This window comes from Streptomyces sp. NPDC058701, assembly GCF_042715295.1.
Classification (GTDB): Bacteria; Actinomycetota; Actinomycetes; order Streptomycetales; family Streptomycetaceae; genus Streptomyces.
The window spans coordinates 139256-156285 of sequence record NZ_JBHXSY010000004.1 but is presented as its reverse complement, the minus strand read 5'-3'; the positions used below and the strand labels follow the sequence as shown (position 1 = coordinate 156285).

The following is a 17030-nucleotide window of genomic DNA, read 5'->3' as shown; positions in this document are numbered from 1 at the left end:
TATGACCGAGCCCCTGCCCACCCTCGTGCTCATCGGGCACGGCATGGTCGGCCAGCGCTACCTCGAAGCCCTCGCCGAGCGGGGCGCCACCGCGACCCACCGGGTCACCGTGCTCTGCGAGGAGCCCCGGCCGGCCTACGACCGGGTGCACCTCACGTCGTACTTCTCCGGCAGCACCCCCGAGGACCTGTCCGTGACGCCGTCCGGCTTCATGGAGGAGCACGGCATCACCCTGCACCTCGACGACCCCGCCGAGTCCGTCGACCGGGACGCCCGCACCGTCACCTCCCGCTCCGGCCGCGTCTTCCCGTACGACGTCCTGGTCCTGGCGACCGGCAGCTACCCCTTCGTGCCGCCGGTCCCCGGCAAGGACGCGCCCGGATGCTTCGTCTACCGCACCGTCGAGGACCTCCTCGCCATCGAGGAGTACGCCAAGACCCGCACCCACGGCGCGGTCGTCGGCGGCGGCCTCCTCGGGCTGGAGGCGGCCGGCGCCCTGCAGGGCCTCGGGCTCACCGCCCGGATCGTCGAGTTCGCCCCGCGCCTGATGCCCGTACAGGTCGACGAGGGCGGCGGCGCGGCCCTGCTGCGCACCATCGAGTCCATGGGCCTCACCGTCCACACCGGGGTCGGCACCCAGGAGGTCCTGACCGGCGAGGACGGCAGCGTCAGCGGGATGCTGCTCTCCGACGGCTCCCGCGTGGACACCGAGCTCGTCGTCTTCTCCGCGGGCGTGCGCCCCCGCGACCAGCTGGCCCGCGCCGCCGGGCTGGACGTGGGCGAGCGCGGCGGCATCGCCGTCGACGCCCGCTGCCGCACCTCCGACCCGCACGTGTACGCCATCGGCGAGTGCGCGCTCGCCGCCGACGGCCGCGTGTACGGCCTGGTCGCCCCCGGCTACGAGATGGCCGAGACCGCCGCCGACGACCTGCTGGGCCGCGAGCGGCGGTTCACCGGCGCCGACCTCTCGACCAAGCTCAAGCTCCTCGGCGTCGACGTGGCCTCCTTCGGCGACGCCCACGGCGCCACCCCCGACAGCCTCGACGTGGTCTGGTCCGACTCCCGCTCCGGGGTCTACAAGAAGCTGGTCGTCTCCCCCGACGGGGTGCTGCTCGGCGGTGTCCTGGTCGGCGACGCCGACTCCTACGGGCTGCTGCGCCCCCTCACCGGCAGCGTGCCGCCCGTCTCGCCCGAGCAGCTGGTCCTGCCCGCCGGCCTCGGCGCGCCGGTCGCCCTCGGCCCGTCCGCGCTCCCCGACCACGCGGTGATCTGCTCCTGCCACAACGTCACCAAGCAGGCCATCGCGGCCTGTTCCACCGTGCCCGAGGTCAAGAAGTGCACCAAGGCGGGCACCGGCTGCGGCAGCTGCCTCAAGGTGATCGGGCAGCTGCTGCCGCCCGCCGCCGACCCGGGCCTGTGCGGCTGCTTCCCGTACACCCGCACCGAGCTGTACGAGATCGTCCGCACCCGGCGGCTGACCTCGTACGGGCAGCTGCTGGACGGCCACGGCCGCCCGGAGGCCCGCGGCGGCGACGGCTGTGAGGTGTGCAAGCCCACCGTCGGCTCGATCATCGCCTCGCTCGCCCCCACGCTCGGCGCGAGCGGCTACGTCCTCGACGGGGAGCAGGCGGCCCTCCAGGACACGAACGACCACTTCCTCGCCAACATCCAGCGCAACGGCTCCTACTCGGTCGTCCCGCGCATCCCCGGCGGCGAGATCACCCCGGACAAGCTGATCGTGATCGGCGAGGTGGCGCGCGACTTCGGTCTCTACACGAAGATCACCGGCGGGCAGCGGATCGACCTGTTCGGCGCGAGCGTCGACCAGCTCCCGCGGATCTGGGCCCGCCTGGTCGACGCGGGCTTCGAGTCCGGGCACGCGTACGGGAAGGCCCTGCGGACCGTGAAGTCCTGCGTGGGGCAGACCTGGTGCCGCTACGGGGTCCAGGACAGCGTGCGCATGGCGATCGGCCTGGAGCTGCGCTACCGGGGCCTGCGGGCGCCGCACAAGCTGAAGTCGGCGGTCTCCGGCTGCGCCCGGGAGTGCGCTGAGGCGCAGAGCAAGGACTTCGGGGTGATCGCGACGGCGAGCGGCTGGAACCTCTACGTCGGCGGCAACGGCGGGGCCACGCCGCGCCACGCCGACCTGCTGGCCCAGGACCTCTCGGACGCCGAACTGATCCGCCTCATCGACCGGTTCCTGATGTTCTACATCCGCACCGCCGACCGGCTGGAGCGCACCTCCACCTGGCTGGAGCGGATGGAGGGCGGTCTGGAGCACCTGCGGGACGTGGTCGTGCACGACTCGCTCGGGCTGTGCGCGGAGCTGGAGTCCCTGATGGCCGACCACGTCGCGCACTACCGCGACGAATGGGCCGAGACCCTGTCCGACCCGGAGCGGATGCGCCGGTTCGTGTCCTTCGTCAACGCGCCCGGGGCCCCCGACCCGACCGTGAAGTTCGTGCCCGAACGCGACCAGGTCAAGCCCGACCTGGCCATCCTCACCCTTCAGCCGCTGGGAGGCACCCGATGACCGTCGAACTGGAGGTGGAGGAGGGGTGGCTGACGGTGTGCGAGCTGTCGGCGCTCGTCCCCGGCCGCGGAGTCGCCGCCCTGCTGCCCGACGGGAGCCAGGCCGCGGTGTTCCTCGACCGCGCGGGGCGCCCGTACGCCATCGGCAACCAGGACCCCTTCACCGGGGCGCACGTGCTCTCGCGGGGGCTGCTGGGGTGCGCGGCCGGGCGGCCGTTCGTGGCCTCGCCGCTGCTCAAGCAGCGCTTCGACCTGGAGTCGGGGCGCTGCCTGGACGACGAGGAGGTCACGGTCCGGACCTACCGGGTGCGGACCGCCGCCACCTCGTGAGGGCGGTGCTCAGCCCTGGACCGCCGCCGGGTCCATCCACATGATCTCCCAGGTGTGGCCGTCGAGGTCGTCGAAGGCGCGGCCGTACATGAACCCGAGGTCCTGGGCCGGGCGGGACTCGGTGCCCCCGGCGGCGACGGCCGAGTCGACGAGCGCGTCGACCGCGGCTCGGCTCTCGGAGCTGAGACAGAGCAGGACCTCGGAGGTCTTGGCCGCGTCCGCGATCTCCTTGTGGGTGAAGTCCTTGTAGCGGGCCTCGGTCAGGAGCATCGCCACGATCGCGTCGCTGATCACCATGGAGGCGCAGTTCTCGTCGCTGAACTGGGCGTTGAAGCCGTAGCCGAGCTTGCCCCAGAAGGCCTTGCTGGCCTCCAGGTCCTTGACCGGCAGGTTGACGAAGATCATGGTGGCGGACATCTCGGTTCCTCTTCCCTCGGGTGGCGCGCGCACCGTGCGGCGCATTCGAGAGGTAGACCGGAGGGCGCCGGAAAACTCATCGCTCGCCGGGAAAAACCCTCGGGCTTTCCCGGCGGGGATCGAAACCGCAGGTCAGGTCGAGGTCACGCGCGGCGGCACCCGCCGTACGGCGCAAACGGGGCGGAGGCTCCGGCGGGGCGGGGGCTCGGTCCGGCGGGACGGTCCGCTCAAGCGAGGGGGCCGGCCGCGCGCAGCTCCAGTGCGGCCAGCGGGACGAAACCCCGGCCGTCCCCGGCGCGCGTCAGGGCCGCGGCGCCCGGACCCGCGCCGGTCAGCCGCTTGTGCAGGGTCAGCGCGACGCGCTCGCCCTGCGCCTTGGCCCGCTCCGCGTTCGGACCGCTGTGCAGGCCGTCGATCGCCGCCCTCCACAGCTGCACCCAGCGCCCGAAGTCCGCGGCGGTCATCTCCCGCGCCGTGTGCAGCGCGGCGTGCGGGGCGAAGGCGTTGCGCCGGTAGCCGGCGCTCCGGAAGAGGGACCGCTCCCAGAAGTCCGTGATGCGGGGCAGGTGGACCTCCAGGTCCGTGCCCGCGATCTCGGTGAAGAAGGCCCCGATCCGGCGGTCGGCGAAGGCAGCCGAGTAGAAGCGGCGCAGCACGACGTCGAGGTCGGCGCGGCCCGCGATGTCGGCGGCGGCGTAGTGGTCCATCGCTCCAGCCTCCCGGTCCGTCCGGCTCCCGCCCAGGGGAGAAGGTCCCGCGGGGGCCCCCGCCGGCCGGTGCGCGGAGCGGCCGGAACGAAACCCCGGGCACCGGAATCGGCCGGAACCGGCCCCTCGGCCCGCCCGACCGCGCAGGCCGGCGGGTGCGGGGCGACTGGGCGTACGCACATCGAATCGTCCGCCGCCCCGTGAACGACCGTCTCCGCGGCGAGGTGGAAAACCTTCCGGAAAAGGCCCTCCGCACCCCCGCATCACTTCAGGTGAATGATGCACGGCCATTGACCCCGAGCCGGTCGCCCGCGCGTCATAAGGAATTGACGTCACGTCAACTCAGCTCTCCTAGGTTCCTCGACGCGTGCGACCCCGCGTCCGACCGGACGCGGGGCCTTCCTCCCACAGGAGTGACCGTGGAACGTCGTACCTTTCTGCGCGGCGCAGTCATAGGCTCGTCCGCCGCCGCCTTCGGCGGCACCCTGATGCACGGAGCGGCGTACGCGGCGCCCGCCCAGCCGGGGGCCGGCCCGTACGGGGCGCTCGGCGCGGCCGACGCGAACGGCCTCCAGCTGCCCGCCGGCTTCAGCAGCCGGGTGATCGCCCGGTCCGGCCAGAACGTCGGCTCCACCACGTACAAGTGGCACAGCGCACCCGACGGCGGCGCCTGCTTCGCGGACGGCACCGGCTGGATCTACGTGTCGAACTCGGAGATCAACCCGGGCGGCGGCGCGAGCGCGGTGAGGTTCGGCGCGACCGGCGCGATCACCGGCGCGTACCGGATCCTGTCGAACACCCGGCAGAACTGCGCGGGCGGCAAGACGCCCTGGAACACCTGGCTGTCCTGCGAGGAGGTCTCCCGCGGCTACGTGTACGAGACCGACCCGTACGGGGTGAACGCGGCCGTCCAGCGCCCCGCGATGGGCCAGTTCAAGCACGAGGCGGCCGCGGCCGACCCGGTCCGCAAGGTGATCTACCTGACGGAGGACGAGACGGACGGCTGCTTCTACCGCTTCGTCCCGACCACCTGGGGCAACCTCTCCGCCGGCACCCTCCAGGTGCTGAAGGCGTCCACGGCCACCTCCGGCTCGTTCACCTGGGCCACCGTCCCGGACCGCGACGGCTCCCCCACCGCCACCCGCAGCCAGGTCTCGGGCGCGAAGAAGTTCAGCGGCGGCGAGGGCTGTCACTACGCCAACGACACCGTGTGGTTCACCACCAAGGGCGACAACCGGGTCTGGCAGCTCAACCTCGCCGCGAGCACCTACGAGCTGGCCTACGACGACTCCCTGGTTTCCGGCGGCGCGGCCCCGCTGACGGGCGTGGACAACGTCACGGGGTCCTCATACGGGGACCTGTACGTGGCCGAGGACGGCGGCAACATGGAGATCTGCGTGATCACGCCCGACGACGTGGTCGCCCCGTTCCTGCGGATCACGGGACAGTCCTCCTCGGAGGTCACCGGCCCGGCCTTCTCGCCCGACGGCACCCGGCTCTACTTCAGCAGCCAGCGCGGGACGAGCGGCAGCTCCTCGGGCGGCATCACGTACGAGGTCACCGGCCCGTTCCGCACCTGATCCCGCGGCCCCCGGCCCCCGGACCCGAGCGGAGGCCCGGGGGCCGGGGGCCGGGCGCGCTCACGAGGCCACCGCGCCGCCCTTCAGCAGCGCGGCGCCCAACGGGGTCACGGTGTGCAGCACCGCGTTCCCGTGCCGCAGGGTGGTGACCAGGCCCGCCTCGCGCATCACGCAGGCGTGCTGGCTCGCGGACGCCAGGGAGACCCCGGCCCGGCGGGCCAGCTCACTGGTCGTCGCACCGTCCCCGATGGCCCGGAGCACCACGGAACGGGTGTGCCCGACCAGCTTGCCCAGGGTGCGCTGGCGCCGCTCCTCCACCGGCCGGGCGGACTCTCCCCCCGCGGACGCCGAGGCCAGCTGCGCCGCGGCCGGGTAGACCAGGACCGGCGGCTGCTCCGGGTCGTGCAGGGTCACCGCGGTGCGCCGGCAGAAGAACGACGGCTGGAGCAGCAGCCCGCGCCCCCGCAGCCGTACGTCGCGGTCCACCGGGTAGTCGCACTCCAGGACCGGGGCCCGCCAGCGCAGCATCGGCGGCAGCGAGGCCAGCAGCTCGTCCGCGCCCCCGTCGAGCAGGGCCCGGCCGCGCGCGGCCCGTTCGGCCTCGATCTGGGCCTGGATGTGCGTCCAGTACGGCTCCACGGCCGCGCGGTGGTAGCCGCGCAGCTCGCCCAGCAGCCTGGGCAGGTGCTTGGCGCCGCCGTCCATGAACTCGCGCAGCCGCGGCGCCACCGCCGAGCCGGGGGCCGTCCCCGCGCCCAGGAGCAGCAGCTCGCGCCGCATCCGCTCGGGGCGTATGCCGCGCAGCGCGTCGAGGCCCACGTCCCACCCGTACTGCCCCTCCACAGGGGTCAGGAAATCGGGAAAATAACCTCTGCCCGGTATAAGCATACCGAGCGTGCGTGTTTCACTATTCAACCTGCTCCGGGTTTCCGTACGCCATTCACCGAAGAGCCGGGCATCGCGCCGGTCCCTTAAGCGGTGAAAGCTCAGAATCGTTTCCCACAACGCATCGGGACGACCTGCCATCCGTACGCGTGCCAGGTCCACTCCAGTGAAATGGATACGCAGCACCGAACCCCCACCTGTGCAACCGCAATCCCCCCGCCCCATGAGTATGCATGCCGTCACACGTGGTCACCACGCCCTTTCGGCCACAGTTGAAACCCCTTTCGGCGGAGGCGTGACAACCGAAATCCTGTACTCCGCCGGGCACACTCCGATGCGACCGAAACGCTCCGTGAAGGCCGTGGGGGGCTTTGCGGGGCCTGGCGGTCGGTCGCACCGGGAAGCGCCGACGTGCCCGGCAGAATGACAGCGGCGGTGGACGGGTGGGGATCCGTCCACCGCCTGCTGGCGTAAAGATTTGTTGAACACAAAAAAATAGACGCGCCCGCCTCCGGGTGTCAGGGAACCCGGGGGCGGGCGCGGTCTGCGGGGCCCCTCGCGGGGCGGGGGTCAGCGGCTGTCGCTGCCCTTCGATTCGGCGGCCGCGCGACCGGCCTCCAGACGCGCCACCGGAATCCGGAAGGGCGAGCAGGAGACGTAGTCGAGGCCCACCTCGTGGAAGAAGTGGACGGACTCGGGGTCACCGCCGTGCTCGCCGCAGATGCCGAGCTTGAGGTCCGGGCGGGTGGCCCGGCCGGCCTGGACGGCGCTGCGGACCAGCGCGCCGACGCCGTCGCGGTCGATGGTCTCGAAGGGCGAGACTCCGAAGATGCCCTTCTCCAGGTACGCGGTGAAGAACGAGGCCTCGACGTCGTCGCGGGAGAAGCCCCACACCGTCTGCGTCAGGTCGTTCGTGCCGAAGGAGAAGAACTGCGCGGCCTCGGCGATCTGCCCGGCCGTCAGGGCGGCGCGGGGCAGCTCGATCATCGTGCCGATGGTCAGCTTGAGGCTGGTGCCGGTGGCGGCCTCGACCTCGGCGATGACCGCGTCGGCCTCGTCGCGGACGATCTCCAGCTCCTGGACGGTGCCCACGAGCGGGACCATGATCTCGGCGCGCGGGTCGCCCTTGGCGTTCTTGCGCTCGGCGGCGGCCTCGGCGATCGCCCGCACCTGCATGGCGAACAGACCGGGGATGACCAGGCCGAGGCGGACGCCGCGCAGGCCCAGCATCGGGTTCTGCTCGTGCAGCTTGTGCACGGCCTGGAGCAGGCGCAGGTCGTTCTCGTTGGCGTCCTTGCGGGACTCGGCGAGGGCGACGCGCACCGACAGCTCGGTGATGTCGGGCAGGAACTCGTGCAGCGGCGGGTCCAGGAGGCGGACGGTGACGGGGAGTCCGTCCATCGCCTCGAACAGCTCGACGAAGTCCTTCTTCTGCAGCGGCAGCAGGGCGGCCAGCGCGCCCTCGCGCTCCTCGTCGGTGTCCGCGAGGATCAGGCGCTCGACCATCTCGCGGCGCTCGCCGAGGAACATGTGCTCGGTGCGGCACAGGCCGATGCCCTGCGCGCCGAAGCGGCGGGCGCGCAGCGCGTCCTCGGCGTTGTCGGCGTTGGCGCGCACGCGCAGCCGGCGGACGCGGTCCGCGTAGGCCATGATCCGGTGCACGGCGGCGACCAGCTCGTCGGCGTCGTCGGCGCCGGCGTGCATGCGGCCCTCGAAGTACTCGACGACCGGGGAGGGTACGACGGGTACCTCGCCGAGGTAGACCTTGCCGGTGGAGCCGTCGATGGAGACGACGTCGCCCTCTTCGATGACCGTCCCGCCGACCGTCATGCGGCGGCGCTTGGTGTCGACGTCGAGTTCCTCGGCGCCGCAGACGCAGGTCTTGCCCATGCCGCGGGCGACGACGGCGGCGTGCGAGGTCTTGCCGCCGCGCGAGGTCAGGATGCCCTCGGAGGCGATCATGCCGTCGAGGTCGTCGGGGTTGGTCTCGCGGCGGATCAGAATGACCTTCTCGCCGGAGCGGGACCACTTGACGGCCGTGTAGGAGTCGAAGACCGCCTTGCCGACCGCCGCGCCCGGGGAGGCGGCGATGCCGCGGCCCAGGAGCTGGGTCGTCGCGTCGGCGTCGAAGCGCGGGAACATCAGCTGGGCGAGCTGGGCGCCGTTGACGCGCTGGAGGGCCTCGGCCTCGTCGATCAGGCCCTGGTCGACGAGCTGCGTGGCGATGCGGAAGGCGGCGCCCGCGGTGCGCTTGCCGACGCGGGTCTGGAGCATCCAGAGCTGGCCGCGCTCGATCGTGAACTCGATGTCGCAGAGATCCTTGTAGTGGGTCTCCAGCGTCTCCATGATCGTCATGAGCTGGTCGTAGGAGGCCTTGTCGATGCCCTCCAGGTCCGCGAGGGGGACGGTGTTGCGGATGCCCGCCACCACGTCCTCGCCCTGGGCGTTCTGGAGGTAGTCGCCGTAGACGCCCTGGTGGCCGCTGGCGGGGTCGCGGGTGAACGCCACGCCCGTGCCGGAGTCCGGGCCGAGGTTGCCGAAGACCATGGAGCAGATGTTGACGGCGGTGCCCAGGTCGCCGGGGATGCGCTCCTGGCGGCGGTAGAGCTTGGCGCGGTCGGTGTTCCACGAGTTGAAGACCGCTTCGACGGCGAGGTCCATCTGGTCGCGGGCGTCCTGCGGGAACTCGCGGCCGGCCTCCTTCGCCACGATCCTCTTGAAGTGCTTGACCAGCTTCTTCAGGTCGGCGGCGTCGAGGTCGGTGTCGACGGTGACCTTCTTGGCGGCCTTGGCCTCTTCGAGAGCCTCCTCGAAGAGCTCGCCGTCGACATCCAGGACGGTCTTGCCGAACATCTGGATGAGGCGCCGGTAGGAGTCCCATGCGAAGCGCTCGTCACCGGACTGCGCGGCGAGGCCGACGACGGACGCGTCGGAGAGGCCGATGTTGAGGACGGTGTCCATCATGCCGGGCATCGAGAACTTGGCGCCGGAGCGCACGGAGACCAGCAGCGGGTCGTCCGACTGGCCGAGCTTCTTGCCCATCTTCGCCTCGAGGGCTTCCAGGTGGGCGCTGACCTCGTCGCGCAGCGCGGCCGGAGCCGTACCGCTGTCGAGGTAGACCTTGCACGCCTCGGTGGTGATGGTGAAGCCGGGAGGGACCGGGAGGCCGAGGTTGGTCATCTCGGCGAGGTTGGCCCCCTTGCCGCCGAGGAGGTCCTTGAGGTCGCGGTTGCCCTCGGTGAAGTCGTAGACGAGCTTCTGATCTTTGTTTTCCGACACGGGTCTCGACTCCTCGAGGACTCGGTGGCTGCCCTGACGGCCAGGAACATACCCAGATCGAAGGCTTATGGGTACGTCCACTTGGCGGTCATGCGGCCGTAACCACCCGTGCGCCAGGAGATCGAAAGTAACTCATCGGTAGCAAGAACCTCCCAAGATCGTTCACTTTCCGAAGAGAGAAACGTCCACCGAGGCTCAATTGTGCTCGGATGAGCGATCATCGATCCGTTTGTGTTCAAGTATTGAACGCACAAAGGGTGGCACCCAGTGCCACCCTTTGAAAGTCTTATCCGCGATTCCTCCGCTCATGTGAGCGCAAGCCCACCCATGCGTGGCGTATGTCACGCCAGCGAAGGCACGTTTTGCCAGGCCGTGTCAGCCTCCGGACGTGTCCAGTTCAGCATCCTCGCTCACGCCCGCGCAGTCGTACGGATCGTTCAACCAGCCTTCCGGCAGGACAACCCGGTTGTTTCCGGACGTCCGGCCGCGCGGACCGTCCGCGCTCTCGGGCCAGGGCTGGTCCAGGTCCAGCTCGCTCAGATGAGCGTCCAGTTCGGCCAGGGAAGAGGTGACCGCCAGCTTCTGGCGCATCTCGGAGCCGACCGCGAAGCCCTTCAGGTACCAGGCCACGTGCTTACGGAAGTCGATCACCCCGCGCGCCTCGTCGCCGATCCACTCCCCCAGCAGCTCGGCATGGCGGTGCATGGTCGCCGCGACCTCCCGCAGCACCGGCTTGTGGAAGTCCTGGGGGCGCCCCTCGAAGGCCGCCACCAGGTCGTTGAACAGCCACGGGCGGCCCAGGCAGCCGCGCCCGACGACGACGCCGTCGCAGCCGGTCTCGCGGACCATGCGCAGGGCGTCCTCGGCGCACCAGATGTCGCCGTTGCCGAGCACCGGGATCTCCGGGACGTGTTCCTTGAGCCGCGCTATGGCCTCCCAGTCGGCGGTGCCGCCGTAGTGCTGGGCGGTGGTGCGCCCGTGCAGGGCGATGGCGGTGACCCCCTCCTCGACGGCGATCCGGCCGGCGTCGAGGTAGGTGAGGTGCTCGTCGTTGATGCCCTTGCGCATCTTCATGGTCACCGGCAGGTCGCCGGCGCCCGCGACGGCCTCGCGCAGGATCGCGCGCAGCAGGTGGCGCTTGTACGGGAGGGCCGAGCCGCCGCCCTTGCGGGTGACCTTCGGGACCGGGCAGCCGAAGTTGAGGTCGATGTGGTCGGCGCGGTCCTCCTCGACGATCATCCGGACCGCCTTGCCGACCGTCACGGGGTCGACCCCGTAGAGCTGGATCGAGCGGGGCTTCTCGGTCTCATCGAAGTGGATCAGCTGCATGGTCTTCTCGTTGCGCTCGACCAGGGCGCGGGTCGTGATCATTTCGCTCACGAACAGCCCCTTGCCGCCCGAGAACTCGCGGCAGAGCGTGCGGAAGGGGGCATTGGTGATACCGGCCATGGGTGCGAGCACCACCGGGGGCTGCACGGTGTGCGGGCCGATCGCGAGGGGCGGGGGGAGCGTGGTCATCCGCCCATTGTCCCGCATGCCGGGGCGGTGGGGCGGACGTACCATCGGCGGCATGATCGAGTCGAGTCCCCGGCAGCGCACGCTCGTCCTCGCGATCTGCTGCATGAGCCTGCTGATCGTCAGCCTCGACAACACCGTCCTGAACGTCGCACTGCCCTCCATGCGCCGCGATCTGGACGCCTCGGTCGCGGGGCTCCAGTGGAGCATCGACTCCTACACCCTGGTCCTGGCCTCGCTGCTGATGCTCGCGGGGTCCACGGCCGACCGGATCGGGCGCCGCAAGGTGTTCGTCACCGGTCTCGTGTTCTTCACCCTCGGCTCCCTGCTGTGCTCGCTCGCCCCCAGCCTCGACTGGCTCATCGTCTTCCGGATGGTCCAGGCGGTCGGCGGCGCGATGCTCAACCCGGTGGCGATGTCGATCATCACCAACACCTTCACCGAGCCCGCCGCCCGGGCCCGGGCCATCGGCGTGTGGGGCGCGGTCGCGGGCCTCTCCATGGCCGCCGGACCCCTGATCGGCGGCCTGATGGTGGACTCCGTGGGCTGGCGCTCGATCTTCTGGCTCAACCTGCCGATCGGCCTGGCCGCCCTCGTCCTGACCCTGCGCCACATCCCCGAGTCCCGGGCCGCCCGGCCGCGCCGGCCGGACCCGGTGGGCCAGGTGCTGGTCATGGCCCTGCTGGGCAGCGTCACGTACGGGATCATCGAGGCGCCCGCCGTCGGCTGGAGCTCGCCGCTGATCGTGGGCTGCGCCGTGGTCGCCGTCGCCTCGCTCGTGGGGCTGCTGGTGTACGAGCCCCGGCGGAAGGAGCCGCTGGTCGACCTGCGGTTCTTCCGGAGCGCTCCGTTCAGCGGGGCGACCGTGATCGCGGTCAGCGCGTTCGCCGGCCTGTCCGGCTTCCTGTTCCTGAACACGCTCTACCTGCAGGACGTGCGCGGGCTCGGCGCGCTGGACGCGGGGCTGTACATGCTGCCGATGGCCGCCCTGACCTTCCTGTTCGCCCCGCTCTCGGGGCGGCTGGTCGCGACCCGCGGTCCCCGGCTGCCGCTGCTGGTCGCGGGCGTGACGATGGCGACGAGCGGCCTGCTCTTCGCGGTCTTCGAAGCGGAGACGTCCACCCCGCTGCTCTTCGCCGGGTACATGCTCTTCGGGCTGGGCTTCGGCATGGTCAACGCCCCGGTCACCAACACGGCGGTGTCCGGGATGCCGCGCTCCCAGGCGGGTGTCGCGGCGGCCATCGCGTCCACCAGCCGGCAGACCGGCGGCACCCTGGGCGTCGCGGTGGTCGGCTCGGTGCTGGCGTCCGGGATGGGACACGGTTCGGACTTCGCCGAGGCGACCGGGCCGGCCTGGTGGATCATCACGGGCTGCGGCCTGATCGTGCTGGTGGTGGGGGCGGTCACGAGCGGCCCCTGGGCCCTCGCCACGGCGGCGCGCACCGCCCGTACGCTCGACCCCGGGGCCGCGCCGGCACGGGCGGACGCCTGAGCTCACCTGGCCGGTCCCGCGGTCGCGTGGACGGGGTCGGCGTGCTGGCGGCTGGCGGCTGGCGGCTGGCGGCTGGCGGCTGGCGGCTGGCGGGGCCGCGCTACGGGGTAAGCCGCTCCCCCGGGCTCACTCCTGGCAGGTGAAGTCCTCCGCGTGCGTGTCGATGCGGCCCAGCAGGGCGCGCAGCGTCGTCCGGTCGGCCGCGGAGAGGTCCCCGAAGAGCCCTTGCTCGACCTCGTCGAGGGCCGCGTTCGTCGTGTCCAGGACGGCAGCCCCCGCGGGGGTGAGGGCCACGTTGTGACGCCGGCGGTCGGCCGCGTCGCGGCGGCGTTCGGCCAGGCCGTCGCCCTCCAGGTCGTTCAGGATCCCGACGAGCACGCTGGGGTCCACCTCCAGCCGGTCCGCCAGCTCGCGCTGGCTGATCGGGCCGGCCTCGAGGTTCATCAGCGTCATGGCGTGCCTCGGGCTGAGCCCGGCCGTGCCGAACGCCTGCTTCATGCGGGTCTGCGTGACCGATCCGTGCCACGCCAGCAGCAGGCCCAGCCGCTGCGGGGGGTGCGATCCGTCCTGATCTGCCGTCATGCCCCATATCGTAGCCATCACAGAATGGTTGTGCTCAGTGGATCGTTGATGCTATTCAATGATCTGACAGCATCGACCATTGGGGTTCTTCATGTTCATCGCCTACGCCGTCGTCGGCATCCTGCTCGCCCTGACCCTCACCGCCTCCGCGATCTTCACGCTCAGTCGCAACGACCAGGTCATGGCCAACATGCGCAAGGTCGGGGTGCCGGAGGCGTGGCTGCCGCGCCTCGCCGCCCTGAAGGCGGCCGGCGCGGCGGGCCTGATCGCCGGGCTCTGGTTCGCCCCGCTGGGCGTGGCCGCCGCCGTCGGCGTGACCCTCTACTTCATCGGCGCGGTCATCGCCCACCTGCGCGTCAAGGACTACGCGTTCGCACCCGCAGCGGTCCTGACCCTCGCCGCGGCGGCCGCTCTGGTCCTGCGCGTCCTGGCCTAACCCTGACGAGTGACAGATATTGAAATCTGTCACTCGTCATGTCATTCTCGTTTCATGACCACGAATGAGAACGCATCCGCACCCGCGTCCACCGCCCATCGCCGGCTCGGCACCACCGGACCGGCCGTCTTCCCGCTCGGACTCGGCTGCATGGGCATGTCCGCCCTGTACGGCGACGCCGACCGCGCCGAGTCCCTCGCGACGATCCACGCCGCCCTCGACGCCGGCGTCACCCTCCTGGACACGGGCGACTTCTACGGCATGGGGCACAACGAGCTGCTGATCGGCGAAGCCCTGCGCACCGCGCCCGCGGCGGCCCGGGAACAGGCGCTGACCAGTGTCAAGTTCGGCGCGCTGCGCACGGTGGAGGGCGGCTTCGCCGGATACGACGGCCGGCCCGACGCAGTCCGGAACTTCCTGGCCTACTCGCTCCAGCGGCTGGGGCGGGACCACATCGACATCTACCGGATCGCCCGCGTGGACCCGGACGTCCCGATCGAGGAGACCGTCGGCGCCATAGCCGAGGCGGTCCGGGCCGGGCACGTGCGGCACATCGGCCTCTCCGAGGTCGGCGCGGACACCCTGCGCCGGGCCGCCGCGGTGGCTCCGATCGCGGACCTCCAGATCGAGTACTCGCTGATCTCCCGCGGCATCGAGGACGAGATCCTGCCGACCGCGCGCGAGCTCGGCATCGGCGTCACGGCGTACGGGGTGCTGTCCCGCGGGCTGATCAGCGGCCACTTCTCCCGGGACCGTGAGCTGAGCCCCGGGGATTTCCGCGGCATGAGCCCCCGGTTCCAGGGCGACAACCTCGACCGGAACCTCGATCTGGTCGACGCCCTGCGGAAGGTCGCCGACGAAAAGGGAGTCAGCGTCGCCCAGACGGCGATCGCCTGGGTCCTTTCGCGCGGCAGCGACATCGTGCCGCTGGTGGGTGCCCGGCGCCGCGACCGGCTCACCGAGGCACTGGGTGCCATGGACGTCACGCTGAGCGCCGCGGACCTGGCCGCGATCGAGGATGCCGTCCCCGCGGGCTCGGCGTCCGGCGAGCGGTACCCGGCAGCGCAGATGGCCCACCTCGACAGCGAGCACTGAGCTGACGGTACCGTCGTCCCCATGTCCCCCGCTGCTGCCGAGCCCCTGACCCCCGAGCGCATCCTCGCGACCACCGAGGAGGTGCTGCGCCGCTTCGGTCCCACGAAGGCGACCGTGGTCGACGTGGCGCGCGCCCTGGGAGTCAGCCACGGCAGCGTGTACCGGCACTTCCCTTCGAAGGCGGCGCTGCGCGAGGCCGTCACCGAGCGCTGGCTCACCAAGAGCGCGGTGCTGCTGGAGGAGATCGCCGCGACCCCCGGCGAGAGTGCCCCCTCCAAGCTGGAGGCCTGGCTCGAAGCCCTCTTCGAGGCCAAGCGCCACAAGGCGGGAGACGACCCCGAGCTGTTCGCCACCTATACCGTGCTGCTCGCCGAGAACAGCGGGGTGGTGGACGAGCACCTGACGGAACTGGTCGCCCAGCTGGCCCGGATCATCGCCGAGGGAGTCGCCGCCGGCTCGCTCGCCGCCGACGACGTCCCGGGCGCCGCCCGCGCGGTCTTCGACGCCACCGGCCGCTTCCACGACCCGCAGTACGCGGCGGACTGGGTCTCGCCGACGATCATCCCGGAGTTCGAAGCGGTCACGTCCCTGGTCATCCGGGGCCTGCGCGCCTGACCGGGCGCCCCCCGGTGCAACAGGGGCCGCCCCCGGCGAGGCCGTCCGGAGCGGGTGGCCGAGGCCGCGCGGGCGGGTGGGGCACCGGGAGCCGGACACGCCGCGGCGGCCTGATCCCCGTACGACGGACCGGTGGCCCGGTGCGCGTCGCGCACCGGGCCACCGGCTTTCGTGCCCTGCGGACCTAGCAGCCGAGCAGGCGGCTGCCGAGGTAGCTCTGGATCTGGTCCAGGGAGACGCGCTCCTGCTTCATCGTGTCGCGTTCGCGCACGGTCACCGCGTTGTCATCCAGGGTGTCGAAGTCGACGGTGACGCAGAACGGCGTGCCGATCTCGTCCTGGCGGCGGTAGCGGCGGCCGATGGCACCCGCGTCGTCGAACTCGATGTTCCAGAACTTGCGCAGGTCGGCGGCGAGGCCCTTGGCCTTCGGCGACAGCTGCGCGTTGCGGGACAGCGGCAGGACGGCGACCTTGACCGGGGCCAGGCGCGGGTCGAGGCGCATCACGGTGCGCTTCTCCATGACGCCCTTCGCGTTGGGGGCCTCGTCCTCGATGTACGCGTCGAGCATGAAGGCGAGCATGGCGCGGTTGACACCGGCCGCCGGCTCGATGACGTACGGCGTGTACTTCTCCTTCGTCTCCTGGTCGAAGTACACGAGGTCCTGGCCGGAGGCGGCGGAGTGGGCCTTGAGGTCGTAGTCGGTGCGGTTGGCCACGCCCTCGAGCTCGGAGAACTCGTTGCCGCCGAAGTTGAAGCGGTACTCGATGTCGGCGGTGCGCTTCGAGTAGTGGGACAGCTTCTCCTTCGGGTGCTCGAACCAGCGGATGTTCTCCTCGCGGATGCCGAGGCCGCGGTACCAGTTCCAGCGCTCGGCCATCCAGTACTCCTGCCACTGCTCGTCCTCGCCCGGCTTGACGAAGAACTCCATCTCCATCTGCTCGAACTCGCGCGTGCGGAAGATGAAGTTGCCCGGAGTGATCTCGTTCCGGAAGGACTTGCCCATCTGCGCGATGCCGAAGGGCGGCTTCTTGCGCGAAGTGGTCTGCACCTGGGCGAAGTTGGTGAAGATGCCCTGGGCGGTCTCGGGGCGCAGGTACGCCTTCGAGTCCTGGGTCGGGCCGAGGTGCGTCTCCAGCATGCCGGAGAACTGCTTGGGCTCGGTGAACTGGCCCTTCACGCCGCAGTGGGGGCAGTTGACGTCGGCGAGGCCGTTGGCCGGCGGGCGGCCGTGCTTGGCCTCGTACGCCTCTTCAAGGTGGTCCGCGCGGTGGCGCTTGTGACAGGCGGTGCACTCGGTCAGCGGGTCCGAGAAGGTCGCGACGTGACCGGAGGCCACCCAGACCTCGGGGGCCAGGATCACGGACGAGTCGAGGCCGACGATGTCCTCACGCCCGGTGACCATCGCCTTCCACCACTGGCGCTTGATGTTCTCCTTGAGCTCGACACCCAGCGGGCCGTAATCCCAGGCGGCCTTGGAGCCGCCGTAGATCTCACTGCAAGGGAAAACGAAGCCACGGCGCTTGCTCAGGCTGACGATGGTGTCGATCTTGTCGGCGGCCACGGTG

14 protein-coding genes are annotated in these 17030 nt (G+C 71.1%); 7 read left to right on the top strand and 7 right to left on the bottom strand.

Annotation, left to right across the window (positions count from 1 at the left end; all coding sequences use genetic code 11):
* Nucleotide 1: 1 nt before the first annotated feature.
* The gene (nirB, locus tag ACFWW8_RS05610; protein ID WP_386524036.1) at nt 2–2533 is read left to right on the top strand and encodes a nitrite reductase large subunit NirB; all 2532 of its coding nucleotides are present in this window, start codon (nt 2–4) and stop codon (nt 2531–2533) included.
* On the top strand, nt 2530–2862 hold the full coding sequence (nirD, locus tag ACFWW8_RS05605; protein ID WP_386524035.1) for a nitrite reductase small subunit NirD: 333 nt from the start codon (nt 2530–2532) through the stop codon (nt 2860–2862). The genes nirB and nirD overlap by 4 nt, the downstream gene beginning before the upstream one ends.
* Before the next feature lie 9 nt (nt 2863–2871).
* Here the strand turns inward: nirD and ACFWW8_RS05600 are convergent, their stop codons facing one another.
* Together ACFWW8_RS05600 and ACFWW8_RS05595 are read right to left on the bottom strand one after the other, a co-directional pair.
* Nucleotides 2872–3279 carry a VOC family protein gene (locus ACFWW8_RS05600; RefSeq protein ID WP_386524032.1) on the bottom strand — a complete coding sequence of 136 codons (408 nt, stop codon included), beginning with the start codon at nt 3277–3279 and terminating at the stop codon, nt 2872–2874.
* A 227-nt stretch (nt 3280–3506) separates the two neighbouring features.
* Nucleotides 3507–3986, bottom strand: a complete 480-nt coding sequence (locus tag ACFWW8_RS05595) for a group III truncated hemoglobin (protein ID WP_386524030.1) — start codon at nt 3984–3986, stop codon at nt 3507–3509.
* A gap of 419 nt (nt 3987–4405) precedes the next feature.
* On the opposite strand from ACFWW8_RS05595, the gene ACFWW8_RS05590 reads away from it, so the two are divergent.
* Entirely contained in the window at nt 4406–5566 is a 1161-nt protein-coding gene (locus ACFWW8_RS05590; protein WP_386524028.1) for an alkaline phosphatase PhoX, read from the top strand.
* A 60-nt stretch (nt 5567–5626) separates the two neighbouring features.
* On the opposite strand, the gene ACFWW8_RS05585 is transcribed toward ACFWW8_RS05590, so the two are convergent.
* The 3 genes from ACFWW8_RS05585 to dusB all read right to left on the bottom strand — a co-directional run bounded on the left by ACFWW8_RS05585 (nt 5627) and on the right by dusB (nt 11266).
* Nucleotides 5627–6637: an ArsR/SmtB family transcription factor gene (locus tag ACFWW8_RS05585; protein WP_386524025.1), complete on the bottom strand. Its 1011-nt coding sequence runs from the start codon at nt 6635–6637 to the stop codon at nt 5627–5629.
* 384 nt (nt 6638–7021) lie between these two features.
* Entirely contained in the window at nt 7022–9730 is a 2709-nt protein-coding gene (ppdK, locus tag ACFWW8_RS05580; protein WP_386524023.1) for a pyruvate, phosphate dikinase, read from the bottom strand.
* 375 nt (nt 9731–10105) lie between these two features.
* On the bottom strand, nt 10106–11266 hold the full coding sequence (gene dusB / locus ACFWW8_RS05575) for a tRNA dihydrouridine synthase DusB (protein WP_386524371.1): 1161 nt from the start codon (nt 11264–11266) through the stop codon (nt 10106–10108).
* A 34-nt stretch (nt 11267–11300) separates the two neighbouring features.
* Between dusB and ACFWW8_RS05570 the strand changes: the two genes are divergently transcribed.
* Entirely contained in the window at nt 11301–12737 is a 1437-nt protein-coding gene (locus ACFWW8_RS05570; protein WP_386524021.1) for an MFS transporter, read from the top strand.
* A gap of 126 nt (nt 12738–12863) precedes the next feature.
* Here ACFWW8_RS05570 and ACFWW8_RS05565 read toward each other — a convergent pair whose 3' ends face one another.
* The gene (locus ACFWW8_RS05565; protein ID WP_386524018.1) at nt 12864–13319 is read right to left on the bottom strand and encodes a MarR family winged helix-turn-helix transcriptional regulator; all 456 of its coding nucleotides are present in this window, start codon (nt 13317–13319) and stop codon (nt 12864–12866) included.
* A gap of 91 nt (nt 13320–13410) precedes the next feature.
* Between ACFWW8_RS05565 and ACFWW8_RS05560 the strand changes: the two genes are divergently transcribed.
* From ACFWW8_RS05560 to ACFWW8_RS05550, 3 genes are read left to right on the top strand one after another with little or no spacing between them, the layout of a single operon-like run.
* Nucleotides 13411–13755, top strand: coding sequence for a DoxX family protein (locus tag ACFWW8_RS05560; protein ID WP_386524369.1), 345 nt, complete (start codon nt 13411–13413; stop codon nt 13753–13755).
* A 54-nt stretch (nt 13756–13809) separates the two neighbouring features.
* A complete protein-coding gene (locus ACFWW8_RS05555) occupies nt 13810–14850 on the top strand; it encodes an aldo/keto reductase (protein ID WP_386524016.1) in 1041 nt (346 codons plus the stop codon).
* 21 nt (nt 14851–14871) lie between these two features.
* A complete protein-coding gene (locus ACFWW8_RS05550; RefSeq protein WP_386524014.1) occupies nt 14872–15465 on the top strand; it encodes a TetR family transcriptional regulator in 594 nt (197 codons plus the stop codon).
* 184 nt (nt 15466–15649) lie between these two features.
* On the opposite strand, the gene ACFWW8_RS05545 is transcribed toward ACFWW8_RS05550, so the two are convergent.
* Nucleotides 15650–17026, bottom strand: a complete 1377-nt coding sequence (locus ACFWW8_RS05545) for a glycine--tRNA ligase (RefSeq protein WP_386524012.1) — start codon at nt 17024–17026, stop codon at nt 15650–15652.
* Nucleotides 17027–17030: the final 4 nt, after the last annotated feature.